The organism is Rathayibacter sp. AY1B8 (genome assembly GCF_002932775.1).
Lineage (GTDB): Bacteria > Actinomycetota > Actinomycetes > Actinomycetales > Microbacteriaceae > Rathayibacter.
The window spans coordinates 57487-75438 of record NZ_PSWJ01000012.1; the positions used below are offsets into that span (position 1 = coordinate 57487).

Consider the following 17952-nt stretch of genomic DNA (forward strand, 5'->3'; position numbering starts at 1 on the left):
GGCCGGCGCCCACTGCACATCCTGCACTCACCGCACCTCGGGCCGCTAGGCCCGCATTCGAGGCCCTTCGGGGTCCACCATCTCGGGCACTCTCTTCGTGCCCGCGATCTCAAGGAGGAGATCTATGTCCAAGACGAGGCGTATCGGCCAGTTCCTGGGTTTCGCAGCAGTCGGCGCACTCGCGTTCGGACTCGCGGGCTGCTCGGGCGGTTCCGGCACCGATTCGGGCTCCGGCTCGAGCGGTGACCTCACCACCGTCGGCTTCGTGGCCGTCGGCCCCGAGGGCGCGTGGCGCCAGGCGAACGAGACCAACATCGAGGACACGTTCACCAAGGACGCCGGCTTCGACCTGAAGTACGCACCCGCCACCAACGGAGACCAGAAGTCGCAGATCGACTCCTTCACCTCCTTCGTGGACGAGGGCGTCGACATCATCCTGCTCTCCGCCACGGAGGGCTCCGGCTGGGAGGACTCGCTCGAGCGCGCCCAGGAGGCCGAGATCCCGGTCATCCTGATCGACCGCGGCATCGAGCCGGACAACACCGACCTCTACGTGACCCGCATCGCGCCGGACAACATCGCGGTCAGCACCTCGGTCGCCGACTGGGCCAAGACCACCTTCCCGAGCGGCGCGAAGTACTTCACGCTCGAGGGCCCCGCGGGCGTCTCGGTCGTCAACGAGCGCAACGAAGGCTGGGACGAGGTCATCGGCGCCGACTCGAAGTTCACCAAGATCGGCGCGCAGACCGCGAACTGGTCCACCGAAGAGGCCAAGAGCGTCTTCGAGACCGTCCTGAAGTCGAACAACAACGACGTCCAGCTGGTCTTCGCACAGAACGACGAGATGGGCCTCGGCGCTGTCCAGGCCGTCCAGGAGGCCGGCCTCACCCCCGGCACCGACGTCAAGATCGCCACGATCGACGGCACCAAGAACGCCCTGCAGGCGCTGGCCGACGGCGAGCTGAGCTTCGTCGCCGAGTACAACCCGCTGTTCGGCGAGACCGCCCTCGACGCGGTCGAGAAGACCCTGGCCGGCGAGAAGGTCGAGTCCTCGATCGTCGTCCCGAGCGAGACCTTCGACTCGCCCGAGGCCGCCACCACCGCGCTGCCCGACCGCAAGTTCTAGTCGCTCAGCACCACCGGTCGCCCGGCGTCCTCCTCGACGCGGCACCACTCCCCCGGAGCGACCGGGGCCGGCCCACCCGCCGGCCCCGGTCGCTCCGACCCTTCGGCGCACCTGTTCGGCTGCGCCCCGCTCGAGAACGGAACGACGCGACATGACAGGTTCGCCTCCGATCGTCGAGATGAAGAACATCTCGATCAGCTTCCCCGGCGTGAAAGCCCTCGACGGCGTCGACTTCCGCCTGTTCCCGGGCGAGGTCCACACCCTCATGGGTGAGAACGGCGCCGGCAAGTCCACGCTCATCAAGGCCCTCACCGGCGTCTACCGCATCGACAGCGGAGACATCGTGATCGACGGGGAGACCCGTCGCCTGACCGGCACCGCCGACTCGCAGGCCGCGGGCATCTCCACCGTGTACCAGGAGGTCAACCTGGTCACGAACCTCTCCATCGGAGAGAACGTGATGCTCGGCTACGAGGTCCGCGGACCCTTCGGCATCAACTGGAAGGCCACGCACCAGGCCGCGAAGGTCGCGCTCGAGAAGCTCGGCCTCGGCCACCTCAACACGCGCCAGTCGCTCGCCTCGCTCTCGATCGCGATGCAGCAGCTGGTCGCGATCAGCCGCTCGACGGTGAGCGACTCCAAGGTGCTCATCCTCGACGAGCCGACCTCGAGCCTGGACGCGAACGAGGTCGAGAACCTCTTCGTCGTCATCCGCCGCCTCCGTGCGGAGGGCGTCGCGATCCTCTTCGTCTCGCACTTCCTCGACCAGGTCTACGCGATCAGCGACCGCCTGACGGTGTTGCGCAACGGCACCTTCGTCGGCGAGTACCTGACCCACGAGCTCGACCGCACCTCGCTGATCTCGAAGATGATCGGCAAGGACATCGCGGCGCTGCGCTCCCTCGACTCCGAGCGCGAGAGCCAGGACCACCTCTACCGCGACGCCCCGCTCTACACCGCGAAGGGCATCGGCAAGAAGGGCTCCATCGAGAGCACCGACCTGACGCTGCACCGCGGCGAGGTCGTCGGCTTCGCCGGGCTCCTCGGCTCCGGCCGCACCGAGCTCGCGCGCCTGATCTACGGCGTCGACAAGCCCGACACCGGCGAGATCACGATGCACGGCAAGAAGATCGACGTCCCGACGCCGACCGCCGGCCTCGCCCACAAGATCGCGTTCTCGAGCGAGAACCGCCGCGACGAGGGCATCATCCGCGACCTCTCGGTCCGCGAGAACCTCATCCTCGGCGTGCAGGCCAAGCGCGGCTGGGCCCGCCCCCTCTCCAAGAAGGAGAAGGACGAGATCGTCGGCAAGTACCTCGTCGAGCTCAACGTGCGCCCGGCCGACCCCGACCGCCCGATCAGCAAGCTCTCCGGCGGCAACCAGCAGAAGGTCCTCCTCGGCCGCTGGCTCGCCACCGCCCCCGAGATCCTCATCCTCGACGAGCCGACCCGCGGCATCGACGTCGGAGCGAAGGCCGAGATCCAGGAGAAGGTCGTCGCCCTCGCCGGCGAGGGCGTCGCCGTGGTCTTCATCTCGTCCGAGCTCGACGAGGTCGTCCGCCTCAGCGACCGCATCATCGTCCTGAAGGACCACCGCGTGATCGCGGAGATCCTCAACGGTCCCGCTGTCACTGCGGAGTCGATCGTCACTACCATCGCCGCAGAGGGAGTCGTCGACGAGGACGTCGTCGTCCTCGAGAGCGCCACGCAGGAGGCCGCATCATGAGCAGCGACACCCGACCCGCCCGGGGATCCGTCCTCGGCGGGATCATCCGCCGCCAGTACTTCTGGGGAGTCGTGGCGATCGCCCTGCTCCTCCTCGTCAACGTCGTCAAGGACCCGGGCTACCTGGCCGTCTCGGTCAGCCCCACCACCGGCTACCTCGTCGGCAACGTCATCGACATCGCCCGCGCCGCCGCTCCGATCCTGATGATCGCCGTCGGCATGTGCCTGGTCGTCGCGACCGGGGGCATCGACCTCTCGGTCGGCTCGATCATGGTCGTCGCCGGTGCCGTCTCGATGGAGTTCCTCAACTCCGCGGGAGCGCCCGACTCGCTCGGCGCGGCAGCGGGAGCCTTCGCGGTCGCCCTCCTGGTGGCCGCCGTGCTCGGAGCCGTGAACGGCGTCCTCGTCTCGGTGGTGGGCCTCCAGCCCTTCATCAGCACGCTGGTCGTGATGCTCGCGGGCCGCGGCCTGGCGAAGGTCATCACCGGCGGCCAGAACACCGCCGCCACCAACGAGCCCTTCCGCTGGCTCGCGAACGGGTACGTCTTCGGGCTCCCGGTCGTGTTCCTCCTCGCCATCGCCATCGTCGTGGTCGTCGGAGTCCTGGTGCGCCGCAGCGCCCTCGGCCTGATGATCGAGGCCATCGGCATGGACCCGAAGGCGGCCCGCCTCGCGGGCATCAACCGCCGGGGCCTGCTGATGACCGCCTACATCGGCAGCGGCATCCTCGCCGGAGTCGCGGGCGTGTTCGCCACGGCGAGCGTGATGACGGTCGACGTCTCGCGCACCGGCTACCAGCTCGAGCTCGACGCGATCCTCGCGGTCGTCATCGGCGGCACCTCGCTCGCCGGCGGCAAGTTCAACATCACCGGTGCCGCCGTGGGCGCGATCCTGATCGCCACCCTCGACAAGACCGTCGTGTTCCTCGGAGTCTCGTCCTCCGCGACGCCCGCCTTCAAGGCGATCGTCATCGTCGCGCTCTGCCTCCTGCAGTCCGAGCGCGTCCGCTCCGCCTTCAAGTCCCGTCGCGAGGCGCGCCGCAGCGTCCCGCAGAAAGAGGCGATCCCCGCATGAGTGCCGTGATGACCCGCTCCGCCCCTCCGGCGAGCACCAAGCGCACCTCCGGGGCGCGCGGCTGGCTGAGCCAGCACCTGGACAAGCTGCCCACCCTGGCCGCGCTGATCATCTTCTTCGGGATGATCATCTACGGCGAGGCCGCCTACGGCCGGATCCTGCAGGCGAGCACGATCTCGAACCTGCTGGTCAACAACGCGCACCTGATCATCCTCGCCGTGGGCCTCACCTTCGTGATCCTCACCGGCGGCATCGACCTCTCGGTCGGCGCGGTGATCGCGTTCAGCAGCGTGAGCGGCGTGCTCCTGATCAACGCCGGCTGGAACCCCTGGCTCGTGATGGTCCTGATGGTCGTGATCGGCGCCCTGTTCGGCGTGATCTCCGGCGTCCTGATCCAGTACTTCAACGTGCAGCCGTTCATCGCGACGCTCGCGATGATGTTCCTGGCCCGCGGTCTCGCCTCCATGCTGAGCACCGTCCCGGAGCGCCTCCCCGAGGACTCGGCCGTGCTGAGCCTGGCCACGCCGATCAAGCTGATCGACGGCCCGAAGGTCAACGACTTCGTCATCAGCCCCGGCGTGATCATCGCGATCCTCGTCGTGGCCGGCGCGTTCTTCGTGCTGCACCGCACCCGCCTCGGCCGCACGGTCTACGCGATGGGCGGCTCCGAGCAGTCGGCGGCCCTGATGGGCCTCCCGGTCGTGCGGACCAAGCTGTTCATCTACATCATCAGCGGCACGCTCGCCGGTCTCGCCGGTGTGGTCTACACCGCCCGCCTCGGCAGCGCGCAGAACATCACCGGCACCGGCTGGGAGCTCGACGCCATCGCGGCGACCGTCATCGGCGGCACGCTGCTCACCGGCGGCGTCGGCTTCGTGCTCGGCTCGGTGGTCGGCGCCCTGGTGCTCGGACTGATGAACGTCCTGATCACCCGCGACGGCGGCATCCCGCCGGAGGCGACCACGATCATCACCGGAGGCATCCTCCTGGTCTTCGTCCTCCTCCAGCGCGCCGTCATGGCCCGCAGCAAGACCTGACCGGGCTCCCGCCCGATCTCCCCCGGCGCCCCCTCGTCCCTCCGCGGACGAGGGGGCGCCGTCGTGTCCGAGGCGCTCCGCCGGCCTCAGGAGGCGGAGCGGCTGAGCGTCAGCGCGGCCTGCTCGCGGGTGCGGTAGCCGCACTCCTCGGCGAGGCGGGCGAAGTCGGCAGGGCCCCGCCGCCGCAGGCCGATGCGGCGCCGGAGGGTGCCCGCCCGGCGCGTCTCGATCTCCTCCGCCGGCGTGCGGCCGAGGAACGCGAAAGCCTGCGCGAGCATGCGGGGGCAGACGAGCAGCTCCCGGGCGAGCACCGCGGCGGAGAACGCCGGGTCGCGGTGGCGCGCCTCGATCACCGGGATCGCCTCCGCGTAGACCTGGTCGGCGCTCCGGGTCCGGACCCGCGGAGCGCTGTGCTCGACGATCCCCTCCATCAGCAGTTCGCTCGCCCGCCTCACGCCGGCGGCCCCGAGCACGGCCGGATCACCCTCGATCAGACTGTTGGCGAGGGCACGGGCAGGCGTCCAGACCGACTCGCGCACCGGCACGACCTCGTTGATCCGCTCGCGGACCCACCGGTGCTCGAGCACGGCGGCGTCGAAGCTCCAGGTGTACGAGAGGGTGGACCGCCGGTAGTCGATGCGTGCCGCGGTCCTCGCCTCGAGGACGAGGACGCTGTTCGGCACCGCCTCGAGCGAGCCCTCCTCGAGGATCATGTCTCCCCCGCCCTCCACGATCAGGGACACGTGCACCTCCTCGGACTCGGCAGCCCGGTCGAACGCCGGCGGACGGTCGACCCTGATCCCCCCCGGCGCCCAGACCCGCGTCACCCGGAGGCCCGGCCCGTACGCAGCATCCCAGCGGAGTCCCCGGGCGCCCGCCTGCGGCTCGTCCCACGCGCCGATGAACTCCTGCATCCGCTCCTCTGCGGCCCCCATCTCCCGCCTCCTCCGCGTCGAACGAACAGAATCCCTCATCTGTCGATCACCGCCGGACGTTCGCACGGATCTCCCAGGCCTCCGCGCCTCGCACTCGGAATCCGGCCGCACGCCGTCGCCGGACCGGGAGGACGGCCACGGGGACCGTCCCGGTCAGCGGCGCGGGGAGAGCCGCCACAGCGCGCGGCGAGCGCTCCCCTCGGAGGCGAAGCCCGCCTCCTCGGCCGCGCGCGCGAAGTCGGCCGTCGCCAGGGACCGCCCGCCGATCAGGAGCAGGAGGGTGCCCGCCCGGCGCCGCTCGAGCTCGTCGTCGGCCGTCCGCCTGAGGAAGGAGAACGCGCGAGCCAGCGTCAGCTCCGACACCAGAAGCTCGCGGGCGAGCCGGGCGGCGGTGAGGGCGGGATCGCGGTGGCGCTCCTCGATGAGGGCCATGGCCTCCCCGTAGACCTCCTCGGCGCGGGGACGTCTGCGCGGCGCGGAGCTCTCGACCAGCTCCTTCAGGAAGGCCTCGCCCGCCCGGGCGACGGCAGGCTGCTCCGCCAGAGCGGGGTCGCCGTCGAGGAGACCGTCGATCAGCGCCCGCGCCGGAGCCAGGAAGGAGTCGGCGACCGGCAGGACCTCGCCGAAGCGCTCCGTGACCCAGCGATGCTCCGGCGCCCGCTCGCCGAGCATCCAGGCGTAGATCACGGTCGAGCGGGGGAAGCACGCCCCGGTCCGCGGCTCCGCGTCGATGACCACCAGATCACCACTGCCGCACTCGAGCATCCGTCCGTCCTGTCGGATGCGTCCTCCGCCCTCGACGACCAGCAGCAGATGCGCGCCCGGCGGGCAGCGCGACTGCGGCTTCTGCTCGAGAACGCAGCCGCCGGGGATCCACAGTCTGGCGATCTCGAAGCCGGGCGAGCCCGTCCCCTCGACCCGCAGTTCAGAACGGGCCTCCACGCCGTTCCAGTGCTCGGCCATCCGCCGGTACATCTCGCCCGATCTCGACCCCATCGGGCGCCCCCTCCTCGCGGGCACGCTGACGCCTCACCACGGGAGTGATTCGCAGCCCGCGCGTGGTCCGTTTGTCACGGGACCGGTCACAGCGGACGGCGACGCTCCCACTCATCGCACCGGCGGCGCCCCGGCCGGAACGGGCGACCGAGGGGATCCCGGGTCAGGAGGGCTATCGCGACTCGGGACGGCGCCGGAGCTCACCACTCCCTCCTCACGGCAGCGCCACTTCCTCCTCACCTGCCCCCGAGCGCTTGGGCCGACCGCCCGCCCGCGGGAAGACTCCCCAGCGGTACGGCGCCCGTCGTACCTGCCGAAGCGGCCGAGCGGACGACGACCGTCCTCCGAGCAGGCCGCCGGCGAGAAGACAGACCGAGGAGCTTCACTGTGACTTCCGACAACTCTCCCGCTGAGCAGGGTCCGCTGAGGCGACGCACCGTCGTCGCCGGCGCCACCTGGTCCCTGCCCGTGATCGCCGCAGCGACGGCCACCCCGGCCGCCGCCGCCTCTGCCACGCAGACCCTCGTGTTCAGCTCCATCCCGACCATGATCGCGTGCATGCCCAACACGGCGCCGATCACGCTGACCCTCACCGGCGGCAACGTCGCGAACGTCCCTGTGCGGGTGAACACCCCGCCCGGCTTCCGCTTCGGAGGGAGCGGGACCGACACCTTCGTGACCGACGCGAACGGAGTCGCCACCATCCCCGCCGGCAGCGTCATCGCCGGCCCCTCGACAGGCTCGGCCCTCGCCTTCGGCGGCTCGGCGAAGACGAACGCCCCGTTCCCGGTCCGCCAGACCGGCGACCTGCAGTACAGCACGGGCCTCGCCACTGTTCCCGAGAACTCCGGATTCATCCACACCTCCTCGCAGGGTGTGAACGGCAACGTCTCCGTCAAGGCGAACGGCGACATCTGGCAGTACCGGCGGTCGGACGGCTGGCAGAAGCTCGGCACGGGCGCCTCCACGGAGCCCAGCACGTCCGGGCTCACGCAGCAGCCGGACGGAACCTACAACGCGCACTGGATCAAGGACGGAGTCCTCCAGTACGGCAAGGCGCTCGCGACCGTTCCGAGCAACTCCGGATTCGTCCGCACCTACGGTCAGGGCGCGGACGGGAACGTCTCCATCAAGTCGAACGGCGACGTCTGGCGGTACAACCGCCAGGCCGACGAGTGGACCCTTCTGGGCACCGGCGCCAGCACCGAGCCGAGCGCGGCCGGCATCTCCGCGAACCCGGCCGGGACCCTGAACGTCCACTGGATCAAGAACGGAGTCCTGCAGTACGGCACCGCAGCGGCCACGGTGCCGACCAACTCCGGATTCGTCCGCGTCTACGGCCTCGGCACCCGCGGCACGATCGCCGTGAAGTCGAACGGCGACATCTGGCGGTACACCCCGCAGGGCAACGTCTGGGACCTCGTCGGCACCGGAGCCAGCACCGAGCCGAGCGCCGCCGGACTGACCCAGCGGCCGGGCGGGACGTTCGAGATCCACTGGATCAAGGACGGGGTCCTGCAGTACGGCACCCGGCTCGCGACCGTTCCGGAGAACTCCGGGTTCGTCCGCACCTACGGTCAGGGAGCGGATGGGAACGTCTCCGTGAAGGCGAACGGCGACATCTGGTACTACAGCACGGCGCAGAACACGTGGACCAAGATCGGCTCCGGTGCCAGCACCGGCCCCGATGCGGCCGGGATCACCGCCCAGGGAGACGGCGCGCTGAACCCCCACTGGATCAAGGCGAGAACCGACTGCCGCTGATCCGCGCCCGGCGGCCCTCTCCGCCCGCGTCCTGCCGGACCGCGGGCGAGGAGGGCCGCCTCCGCCCTCCCGCCGAGGACGGGCGCCTCGTCCGAGGAGGAACGCGCCACCCCGTCTCGGCGCCCCTCCCCCGGCCTAACGTGGTCACCGCCCGCGCACCCCGTCCCCGCTGCGAAGGAGCCCGGTGACCGCTTCCGAGCAGCCGGCCGCCCCGCGCGGTCTCGTCGAGACGCTGCAGCTGAGCGGTCCCCGCGTGGAGGCGTGGCTGAGGAGCCTCGGCTGGGCGAGCGACGGAGCTCCGCCCCTGCACCTCGCCGGGGACGTGCTCGCCGTCGACGGCTTCCGGCTGAGCCGCCTCTGGCACACACCCGGCACGCTCCGGACCGACCCGCCCCTCCCCGCCCCCGACCGGGCCGAGGTCGACCTCATCGTCCCGGTCGCCGGCGAGATCGTCGTCGACGGCCCTCTCGAGGCCGCTCGTCTGCGGCCCGGCGGGCTCGCCCTCCTCCGACGCGACGACTCCGCTCGGTTCCGGGCGGAGGAGGACTCCGCCTGGCTGGCGCTGAGGACGTCCTGGGGCAGGCTCGGCCTCACGAGCGCACAGTCCGACGGGCCGTCCTGCGCCCTGCTCGCCGCCGACAGCTACAGCGGCGCCTTCGTCTCCCTCGTCAACGCGACCCTCAACGCGGACCTCGCGGCGGGCGATCCCGGCTTCAGCGAGCTGCGCCGGGCGCTCGAGGCGACCGCGTCGGCCCTGATCAAGCAGAGCCTGCCGCCCGCCCGTCCGGAGGACGGACTCGAGGGCGTCCTCCTCCGCGCGATCGCCGTCATCGATGCGGAGGCGGGTGACGCGGACTTCACCGCCGGCGTTCTCGCGATGCGGCTCCGCGTCTCGCGGGCGACGCTGGACCGCGCCTTCCACCGCCGGGGCACGACCGTGGCCGCGACCCTCCGCGAGCGGCGCGTGCACCTCGCCGCGTCGCTGCTCGCCGCGAGCCCGTCGCTCTCGCCCTCGGCTCGCGCGGCCGTGGCCGAGCGGGCCGGCTTCCGGACGCTGAGGGCGATGGACCGCGCGCTGAGCCGTTCGCGCGACGTCGACCGCGGCTGATCCGACCGGACATCGGCGTCCGCGTCGCTCCAGGATGCACTCAGGATTCGTCGAACCGGTTCGCCTCTCCTGTGGAGTGTCGGGAAATGATCCGGTTAGGCTCTTCACGTTGTCGTCAACATAGTGTTACCGTGAACATTGCCGCGTACGAAGCCGGCACACTCCCTCCCCTCAGCAATGGTGCCGACCCTGGAGCAAAGCGCGATGAAGCCTTTCCTGCGACCACTCGTCCTCGTGACGGCCGTGGCCCTCACCGTCCCCCTTCTGACGGCCCAGTCGGCGAGCGCAGCTCCCTCCGACAGCCTCGTCCTGCGCTACGCGCTCGACGAGACGAGCGGCACGACCGTCGCCGACAGCTCGGGCAAGGGCCGCACCGGCACGCTCGTCAACGGAGCCGCTCCTCGCGGAGCCGCGGGCGTCGCCCTCGACGGGACCGACGACTACGTCAAGCTGCCCGACGACCTGCTCGCGGGCCTGAACTCGATCACGGTCAGCACCGAGGTCTTGGTGAACGCGAACCAGGGCACGCCCTACTTCATCTGGGGCCTCGGCAACACGACGAACGGCGCCGGGAACGGCTACCTCTACACGACGGGCAACGGCTACAAGGCCTCGATCGCCACCGGCAACTGGACCACCGAGCAGACCGTCAACTCCAACGCGAACCTCGCGCGCAGCGTCTGGAAGACCCTCACCTACACGCTCGACGACGCGAGCGACACCGCACGCCTCTACCTCGACGGCACCCAGGTCGCGCAGCAGACAGGAGTGACCATCACTCCCGCCGCGATCGGCAACGGCACCACCACCGCGAACGCGATCGGCCGCTCCGTCTACACGGCGGACAAGACCCTCGCCGGCTCGGTCCGCGACTTCCGCGTCTACAGCACGGCGCTCAGCGCGGCCGACGTCGCGACCCTCCAGGCCCCGGACAGCACGCGCGTCTCCCGCGACTCCGCCGCCCTGGACCTCGGGAGCCTCTCCTCGGTCTCCGCGAACCTCACCCTCCCGACGACCGGCCCCAACGGCTCCGCCATCGCCTGGGCCTCGAGCAACTCCGCGGTCGTCTCGACCAGCGGAGTCGTCACGCCGCCCGCGACCGGGGTCGCCTCGGTCGAGCTGACCGCCACGACCACCCGCGGCTCGGCCACGGCCACCCGCACCTTCACCGCCACCGTGCCCGCCAAGGACGTGAACGCCGACGCCCAGAAGGCGCTGGACGCCCTCTCGATCGTCAACTCCGGCGACGTCCGCGGCAACGTGACGCTGCCCGCGAAGGCCGGCTCCTACGACGTCGCCTGGTCCTCCTCGAACACGGCCGTGCTCAGCACGACCGGCGTCGTGAAGCGCCGGTCCGCCGCCACGCCCGTCACACTCACCGCGACGATCGCCGGCACGACCGCGACCCGGCAGCTGCCCGTCACGGTGACCGCGGCTCCCGCGGACCTCGACACCGAGTACGACGCGGGCTACCTCTGGACCCACTTCGCCTCGACCGACTACGAGAAGATCTACTTCGGCTCCAGCACCGACGGTCTGCACTGGTCGAAGCTCAACAACGACAAGGCCGTGCTCGCCAACCTCGGCGGCACCCTCGGCGTCCGCGATCCGCACCTCGTGCGCTCCCCCACCGGCGACGAGTACTGGATCATCGGCACCGACCTGCACGCCGAGGGCACCGCTCCCGGCGGCACCTGGGACCAGACCAACGCGAGCAAGAACCTCGTCGTCTGGCGCTCGACGGACCTCGTGAACTGGAGCGATCAGAGCATCGTCTTCGCCGGCTTCCCCGACGCGGGCAACGTCTGGGCTCCCGAGGCGATCTGGGACGACGCGACCGGCCAGTACTACGTCTACTGGTCCGCCCGCGACAAGACGCTGACCGGCGGGGCCTCCGCCCAGCGCGTCTACGTCTCGACCACGCGCGACTTCGTCGGCTTCTCCACCCCGAAGGTCTGGCTGGACGAGAACCCCGCCGCCGGCGGCGGGAGCCGCGGCAGCATCATCGACACGACCATCGCGAAGGAGGGGGACACCTACTACCGCTTCTCCACCGCCGACTGGCGCACGGTCGTCGACAAGGCCCCGAGCCTCGCCGGCCCGTGGACCCGCGTGATCGGCTTCGGCGAGGAGAAGTCCCGCGGCCTCTCCGACCACCTCGAGGGCCTCACCGTCTACCAGCTGCCCGACGGCCGATGGGTCGTCATGGGCGACTCGTTCGGCTACTCCGCATACGTCACCGACACCCTCTCGGACATGCGGTTCACGGCGCTTCCTGTCGGCACCACCGGCGCGAACACGTACTCGTTCTCGAAGCCCTTCCGCCACGGCTCGGTGCTCCGCCTCTCGAGCGCCGAGGAGGCGCGCCTGACGGCCGCCTACGGCACCAGCAGCACCGGCCCCGCCGCGAAGCCGGTCAACGCGGCCGGCGAGATCCTCCGCTACACCTTCGACGGCGGCTCGGGCACCACGGTGCGCGACAGCTCGGGCAACAACCAGAACGGCACGCTGCCCTCGGGTGGCACCTGGAAGGACGGCGCCCTGCAGCTCGACGGCACCGACGACTACGTCAAGCTGCCGAACGACCTGCTCGCCGGAGTGACGGACCTCACCATCCAGTCCGACGTCTGGATCGACCCCGCGCAGGGCGGCGCCTACTTCCTCTACGGCCTGGGCAACACCACGAACGGCGCCGGCGACGGCTACCTCTTCACCTCGGGCAACAACTACCGCACCAGCATCGCGACCGGGAACTACACCACCGAGCAGACCGTCGCCGGCGGCTCGGCCCTCCCCCGCGGCACCTGGGCGCACCTGACGTACACGCTCTCCGGCACCACCGGCACGATCTACCTCGACGGAGTGAAGGTCGCCAGCGGCACCGTCACGACCGACCCGAAGGACATCGGCGGCGGCTCCACCTCGGCGAACTACATCGGGCGCTCGAACTACGACGCCGACAACCGCTTCCGCGGCCAGATCCGCGAGTTCTCGGTCTACAACCGGGCCCTCAGCGCCTCCGAGGTGCTCGCCGCCTCCGGCAACACGTCGGCCCTGGTCGACCTGTCGCTCAGCGGCGACGTCCTGAAGACGGCCCCGATCGTCGACTCGGCGAGCAGGACGGTCACCTTCCCGGTGAAGCCGGGGACCGACCTGACGAAGCTCACCCCGACCTTCTCCACCGCGGCCGGCGTCACGGCGAGCCCCGCCTCCGGCACCGTCCGCGACCTCTCCACCCCGCAGACGGTCGTGCTCACGCCCGCCGCCGGCGGCACCGCGACCACCTGGACCCTGAAGGCCGTCGTCATGAAGTCCCCGGTCCTCGCAGGCCTGAACGCCGACCCGAACATCGCGGTCTTCGGCGACACCTACTACCTGTACGCGACCTCGGACGGCTTCGCCGGCTGGGGCGGCAAGACCTTCTACGCCTGGTCCTCGAAGAACCTCATCGACTGGACCCGCTCGGAGCAGCCCTTCCTGACGCTCGACGGCGCGAACGGCAACGTGCCGTGGGCGACCGGCAACGCCTGGGCGCCGACGATCATCGAGAAGAACGGGAAGTACTACTTCTACTTCTCCGGCGAGAACTCCTCGCTGAACCGCAAGACGATCGGAGTCGCCGTCTCGGACAGCCCGATGGGCCCGTTCACGGCGCAGCCGACCGCGATGATCACCAACGGCGAGTCCGTGCGGTCCGGCCAGGCGATCGACCCCGCCGCGTTCACCGACCCGAAGACCGGCAAGAGCTACCTCTTCTGGGGCAACGGCGACCCGCTCTACGGGGAGCTGTCCGACGACATGCTCTCGATCAAGACCGGCACGATCAAGAAGATCAGCGGCCTGACCGACTTCCGCGAGGGTGCGTTCCTGAACTACCGTGACGGTCTGTACCACCTCACCTACTCGATCGACGACACCGGCTCGGAGAACTACAAGGTCGGCTACGCCACCTCGACGAGCGTCGACGGACCGTGGACCTACCGCGGCGTGGTCCTCGAGAAGGACACCTCGCAGGGCATCCTCGCCACGGGCCACAACTCGATCGTCAACGTGCCCGGCACGGACGACTGGTACATCGCCTACCACCGCTTCGCCATCCCCGGCGGAGACGGCCAGCACCGCGAGACGACGATCGACCGGGTGACCTTCGACAAGACGACCGGGCTCATGCAGAAGGTCGTCCCGACCCTCACCAGCGTCGCCGCCCAGACGATCGTCGACACCGCGCCGCTCGCAGCCTCGATCACGGGGAAGGCGACGGTGGGCAGCACGCTGACCGCCTCCGCCTCCTCCCCGTGGACGGCGACCGGCTTCCAGTGGAAGCGCGGTGGGACCGCGATCAGCGGGGCGACGGCGTCGAGCTACACGCTCACCGCCGCCGACCGCGGAGCGACGATCTCGGTGGCCGTGACCGCCGCGAAGCCGCAGTGGACGCCGGCGACGGCCTCCGCCTCCGTCGGTCCCGTGACCGACTCGGCACCCGCGATCGCCGTGACCACGACCTCCACGACGCGCTGCGCCGCCGGGAAGATCGTCGTCACCGCGACCGCCACGAACCCGAACGCCTTCGCCGCGAAGATCGTGATCGGCACGACGTGGGGCTCCAAGAGCTTCGCCGACGTCGCTCCCGGCGCCACCGTCTCGGCCGCCTTCACCACCCGGGCGACGAGCGTGACCGACGGATCCGCGACCGCCACGGCGACCGCGTTCATCAGCGGGAAGCCGGCCACGGCCTCCGCGACCGCCCCCTACTCCGCGGCCAGCTGCAGCTGATCCGCGGGCACGACCCACACCCATTGAGATCGAGCCGGCGACGACGCCGGCCGGAGAACGGAGAACACCCGACATGAACACCCGATCCCTTCTGATCCGCGGAGCCGCTGGACTGGCCGGAGGCGTCCTCCTGCTCGGAGTCGCCGGAACGGCGTTCGCCGCCGAGGTCAACTACGGCAACGACGACGTCGACATCAACGTCGAGATCGCCGACCTCCCCGGGACCGGCGCCCTCTCGATGACCGTCGCCGCGGACTCGACGACGCTGACCGAGACCGGCTCGGACAACGTCCGCCGCCAGTTCACCGGCACCCTGCCCACCGTCACGGTCACCGACACCCGTGACGCCGCGGACGTCTCCCCCGACTCCGCGTGGTACGTCATCGGCACGGCGAGCGACTTCACGTCGGCCGACGGCTCGACCATCGGCGCCGAGAACCTCGGCTGGACCCCGGACCTGGTCGACGGTGGAGACCTCGGCGAGGTCGCCGCGGGCGATGAGGTCGGCACCGCCATCGACGGCGGCGCCAACGGCGTCGGCCTGAAGGGCAAGGAGCTGCTCGCGATCGTCGCCAGCAACTCCCAGCAGGTCAACCCCGAGGGCTCCTGGAGCGCCGACGCCGACCTCTTCCTCCGCACCCCCGTGAACGTGGACGCCGGCGCGTACTCGTCCACCATCACCCTGTCGCTCTTCGAGTGACCCGTCGCGGCCGGGGGACGCACTCCCTCGGCCGCGATCCCACCACGGCCGACGCGGCCGGGCCCGCCCGCCCGGCCGCGTCGTGCTTCCCCCGTGCGACCATGAGGTTCTGATGACTGCTCCGCGCCGCTCCGCCGCTCCCCGCCGCCCGCTCCTCCCCGCGCTGCTCGCGCTGGTCGTCGCCCTCCTCGGCGCGGGCGTCGCCCCGCAGGCCGTCGCGGCCGACGGAGCGATCACCTGGGCGGTCAGCCCCTCCACCGACGGCGTCCCCGACAAGCGCGCGTGGGTCGAGCTCGAGCTCGCCCCCGGCGCGAGCGCCTCGGACGAGGCGGTCGTGCGGAACCTCAGCGACCAGCCCGTGACCTTCAGCATCACCAGCGCCGACGGCTACTTCACCGACACCGGCCGCTTCAACATGCTCAACTCGGACCAGGAGTCGGTCGACGCCGGGCTGTGGATCTCCGCCCCCGAGACCGTGACCGTCGATCCGGGCAGCAGCGGCGTGGTGCCGTTCACCGTGACGGTCCCCGACAACGCCACCCCCGGCGACCACGCCGCCGGCATCGCCGCCTCCGTGCTCTCGCAGGGCACCGAGGCGGGAGGTGCGAACGTCGGAGTGGAGAGCCGCATCGGCTTCCGCGTGATGACCCGCGTGACCGGCGAGGTGACCCCCTCCTTCTCCGTCGAGGACCTGGCCAGCGACTACCGCCTTTCTTGGAACCCGTTCCAGCCCGGCTCCCTCTCGCTCGTCGCCGACGTGGTGAACACCGGCAACGTGCGCCTGCTGCTCGACGGCACGGCGAGCGCCCAGGGCGCCACCGCCCCCGTCGTCGCGGCCGACGCGCCCCAGCAGGAGCTGCTGCCCGGCGACCGGCGCAGCGTCTCGGTGCAGCTCGACGGCATCTGGCCCCTCTTCGGGGTCGGCGCCGACCTGACCATCGCACCGACCGTCGCCGCCGCCGATCAGGAGCCGGTCGCCACCGCTCCCGTGACAGAGTCGATCACGGTCGCCGCCGTGCCGGTCCCGCAGCTGCTCGTGATCCTCGGCGTCGCCCTCATCCTCGCGGCGCTGCTCGCCGGGCGCTCGCGCTCGCGCCGCCGCATCGCCGCCCTGGTGCAGCAGGCCAAGGAGGAGGGCCTGCGCGAGGGCGCGCGCGTCTCCTCCTGAGCACCCCCTCCGCACGCTCCCTCCCCCCCTCCCTGCCGCCGAGGGGCCCCGGGGCGTCGAGGGGACCCGCTACACCGGGTTCCCCCGACGGTCCAGGGTTCGCTCACCGCGCGGCCATGCGTCAGAGTGAGCGGATGACCACCACCTCCCTGGAGGCGCCGACTCGGCGTCTCGGCCTCATCGCGCTCATCGCGACCCTCGGCGGCCTCCTCTTCGGCTACGACACCGGCGTCATCAACGGCGCCCTCGAGCCGATGTCGGCCGAGCTGGGCCTCACCGCGCTGACCGAGGGGGTCGTCACCAGCTCGCTCCTCTTCGCCGCCGCGATCGGCGCGATCTCGGGCGGACGCCTCGCCGACGCCCTCGGGAGGCGGACCACGATCCGCCTCCTCGCCGTGCTCTTCCTCGTCGGCGCCCTGGTCTGCGTGGTGGCGCCGGGCTTCGGCGTGATGGTCCTCGGGCGGGCGGTCCTCGGACTGGCCGTCGGCGGCGCCTCGGTGGTCGTGCCGATCTACCTCTCCGAGATCTCCCCCTCCGAGATCCGCGGCTCCCTCGCCGGCCGCAACGAGCTGATGATCGTGATCGGCCAGCTCGCCGCCTTCGTGGCCAACGCCGTCATCGGCACCGTCTGGGGCGAGCTGCCCGGCGTCTGGCGGATCATGCTCGCCGTCGCCGCGCTCCCCGCCGCCGCCCTCCTGCTCGGCATGACCCGGGTCCCGGAGTCGCCGCGCTGGCTGATCGCGCACGGCCGCCGCGACGAGGCGCTCGACGTGCTCACGACCATCCGGACGCCCGACCTGGCCCATGTGGAGGCGGAGACCATCGCCCGCTCGATCGGCGCGAAGGACGGCCCGAGGATCCCCCTGCTGCAGGCGCTGCGCGAGCGCTGGGCGGTGCGCATCCTGCTGGTCGGCATCGGGATCGGAGTCGCCCAGCAGCTCACCGGCATCAACTCGATCATGTACTACGGCCAGTCGGTGCTGAAGGAGGCGGGCTTCGACCACGACGGCGCGCTCGTCGCCAACATCGCACCCGGGGCGATCGCCGTGATCGGCGGCCTGATCGGGCTGCGGCTCATGCAGACGATGAACCGCCGCACGACCCTCCTGCTCGGCTACTCCCTGACCACCGCGATGCACTTCCTGATCGGCATCGCCTCCGTCGCGCTCCCCGTGGGGAACCCGGCGCGGCCGTACGTGATCCTGGTGCTGGTCGTCGCGTTCGTGGGGAGCATGCAGACGTTCCTCAACATCGTCACCTGGGTGATGCTGTCCGAGATCTTCCCGCTGCGGATCCGCGGCGTCGGCGTCGGCATCGCGATCTTCTGCCACTGGATCACGAACGCGGTGCTCGGCCTGTTCTTCCCCACCCTCGTCTCCGGGGTCGGCATCACCGGCACGTTCTTCCTGTTCGGCGCCGTCGGTCTGCTCGCGCTCGTCTTCATCTGGAAGCGCGTGCCCGAGACCCGCGGCCGTGCCCTCGAGGAGGTCGAGGCGGGCGTCGTCTCCGGCGAGCTCCTGCGCCGCTGACGCCCGCCCTCGGGATC

General features: G+C 71.0%; 12 protein-coding genes. 10 read left to right on the top strand and 2 right to left on the bottom strand.

Translation table 11 applies throughout. The features are described 5' to 3' along the window. Positions 1-124 precede the first annotated feature (124 nt). The 4 genes from C5C63_RS09185 to C5C63_RS09200 all read left to right on the top strand — a co-directional run bounded on the left by C5C63_RS09185 (position 125) and on the right by C5C63_RS09200 (position 4962). Complete coding sequence (locus tag C5C63_RS09185; protein WP_104257728.1) at positions 125-1126, top strand: ABC transporter substrate-binding protein; 1002 nt, start codon at positions 125-127, stop codon at positions 1124-1126. Between the two features lie 151 nt (positions 1127-1277). Continuing rightward, the gene (locus C5C63_RS09190; RefSeq protein WP_104222393.1) at positions 1278-2852 is read left to right on the top strand and encodes a sugar ABC transporter ATP-binding protein; all 1575 of its coding nucleotides are present in this window, start codon (positions 1278-1280) and stop codon (positions 2850-2852) included. Continuing rightward, the gene (locus tag C5C63_RS09195) at positions 2849-3925 is read left to right on the top strand and encodes an ABC transporter permease (protein WP_104238658.1); all 1077 of its coding nucleotides are present in this window, start codon (positions 2849-2851) and stop codon (positions 3923-3925) included. The genes C5C63_RS09190 and C5C63_RS09195 overlap by 4 nt, the downstream gene beginning before the upstream one ends. Further along, a complete protein-coding gene (locus C5C63_RS09200) occupies positions 3922-4962 on the top strand; it encodes a sugar ABC transporter permease (RefSeq protein WP_104292576.1) in 1041 nt (346 codons plus the stop codon). The genes C5C63_RS09195 and C5C63_RS09200 overlap by 4 nt, the downstream gene beginning before the upstream one ends. 86 nt (positions 4963-5048) lie before the next feature. Here C5C63_RS09200 and C5C63_RS09205 read toward each other — a convergent pair whose 3' ends face one another. Together C5C63_RS09205 and C5C63_RS09210 are read right to left on the bottom strand one after the other, a co-directional pair. After that, complete coding sequence (locus C5C63_RS09205; protein ID WP_104257726.1) at positions 5049-5897, bottom strand: hypothetical protein; 849 nt, start codon at positions 5895-5897, stop codon at positions 5049-5051. A 153-nt stretch (positions 5898-6050) separates the two neighbouring features. Next, positions 6051-6893: a hypothetical protein gene (locus C5C63_RS09210; RefSeq protein WP_146078488.1), complete on the bottom strand. Its 843-nt coding sequence runs from the start codon at positions 6891-6893 to the stop codon at positions 6051-6053. A 387-nt stretch (positions 6894-7280) separates the two neighbouring features. Between C5C63_RS09210 and C5C63_RS09215 the strand changes: the two genes are divergently transcribed. The 6 genes from C5C63_RS09215 to C5C63_RS09240 all read left to right on the top strand — a co-directional run bounded on the left by C5C63_RS09215 (position 7281) and on the right by C5C63_RS09240 (position 17935). Continuing rightward, positions 7281-8657 carry a hypothetical protein gene (locus tag C5C63_RS09215; RefSeq protein WP_104325911.1) on the top strand — a complete coding sequence of 459 codons (1377 nt, stop codon included), beginning with the start codon at positions 7281-7283 and terminating at the stop codon, positions 8655-8657. 184 nt (positions 8658-8841) lie between these two features. After that, positions 8842-9765 (top strand): helix-turn-helix domain-containing protein, encoded by a 924-nt coding sequence (locus C5C63_RS09220; RefSeq protein ID WP_104292578.1) that lies wholly within the window; start codon positions 8842-8844, stop codon positions 9763-9765. A 204-nt stretch (positions 9766-9969) separates the two neighbouring features. Next, positions 9970-14538: a family 43 glycosylhydrolase gene (locus C5C63_RS09225; protein ID WP_181110587.1), complete on the top strand. Its 4569-nt coding sequence runs from the start codon at positions 9970-9972 to the stop codon at positions 14536-14538. Between the two features lie 73 nt (positions 14539-14611). Further along, on the top strand, positions 14612-15238 hold the full coding sequence (locus C5C63_RS09230; RefSeq protein WP_104227017.1) for a hypothetical protein: 627 nt from the start codon (positions 14612-14614) through the stop codon (positions 15236-15238). Between the two features lie 112 nt (positions 15239-15350). After that, positions 15351-16406, top strand: a complete 1056-nt coding sequence (locus tag C5C63_RS09235) for a WxL protein peptidoglycan domain-containing protein (RefSeq protein ID WP_104257721.1) — start codon at positions 15351-15353, stop codon at positions 16404-16406. Positions 16407-16540: 134 nt separating this feature from the next. After that, positions 16541-17935, top strand: a complete 1395-nt coding sequence (locus C5C63_RS09240; protein ID WP_258065422.1) for a sugar porter family MFS transporter — start codon at positions 16541-16543, stop codon at positions 17933-17935. Positions 17936-17952 lie beyond the last annotated feature (17 nt).

Excerpts from the sequence above, each read along its gene's own strand:
- C5C63_RS09210 (WP_146078488.1), bottom strand. The coding sequence starts at position 6,893 with ATGGGGTCGAGATCGGGCGAGATGTACCGGCGGATGGCCGAGCACTGG.
- C5C63_RS09205 (WP_104257726.1), bottom strand. The coding sequence starts at position 5,897 with ATGGGGGCCGCAGAGGAGCGGATGCAGGAGTTCATCGGCGCGTGGGAC.
- C5C63_RS09185 (WP_104257728.1), top strand. The coding sequence starts at position 125 with ATGTCCAAGACGAGGCGTATCGGCCAGTTCCTGGGTTTCGCAGCAGTC.
- C5C63_RS09195 (WP_104238658.1), top strand. The coding sequence starts at position 2,849 with ATGAGCAGCGACACCCGACCCGCCCGGGGATCCGTCCTCGGCGGGATC.
- C5C63_RS09225 (WP_181110587.1), top strand. The coding sequence starts at position 9,970 with ATGAAGCCTTTCCTGCGACCACTCGTCCTCGTGACGGCCGTGGCCCTC.
- C5C63_RS09240 (WP_258065422.1), top strand. The coding sequence starts at position 16,541 with ATGACCACCACCTCCCTGGAGGCGCCGACTCGGCGTCTCGGCCTCATC.
- C5C63_RS09235 (WP_104257721.1), top strand. The coding sequence starts at position 15,351 with ATGACTGCTCCGCGCCGCTCCGCCGCTCCCCGCCGCCCGCTCCTCCCC.
- C5C63_RS09230 (WP_104227017.1), top strand. The coding sequence starts at position 14,612 with ATGAACACCCGATCCCTTCTGATCCGCGGAGCCGCTGGACTGGCCGGA.
- C5C63_RS09190 (WP_104222393.1), top strand. The coding sequence starts at position 1,278 with ATGACAGGTTCGCCTCCGATCGTCGAGATGAAGAACATCTCGATCAGC.
- C5C63_RS09200 (WP_104292576.1), top strand. The coding sequence starts at position 3,922 with ATGAGTGCCGTGATGACCCGCTCCGCCCCTCCGGCGAGCACCAAGCGC.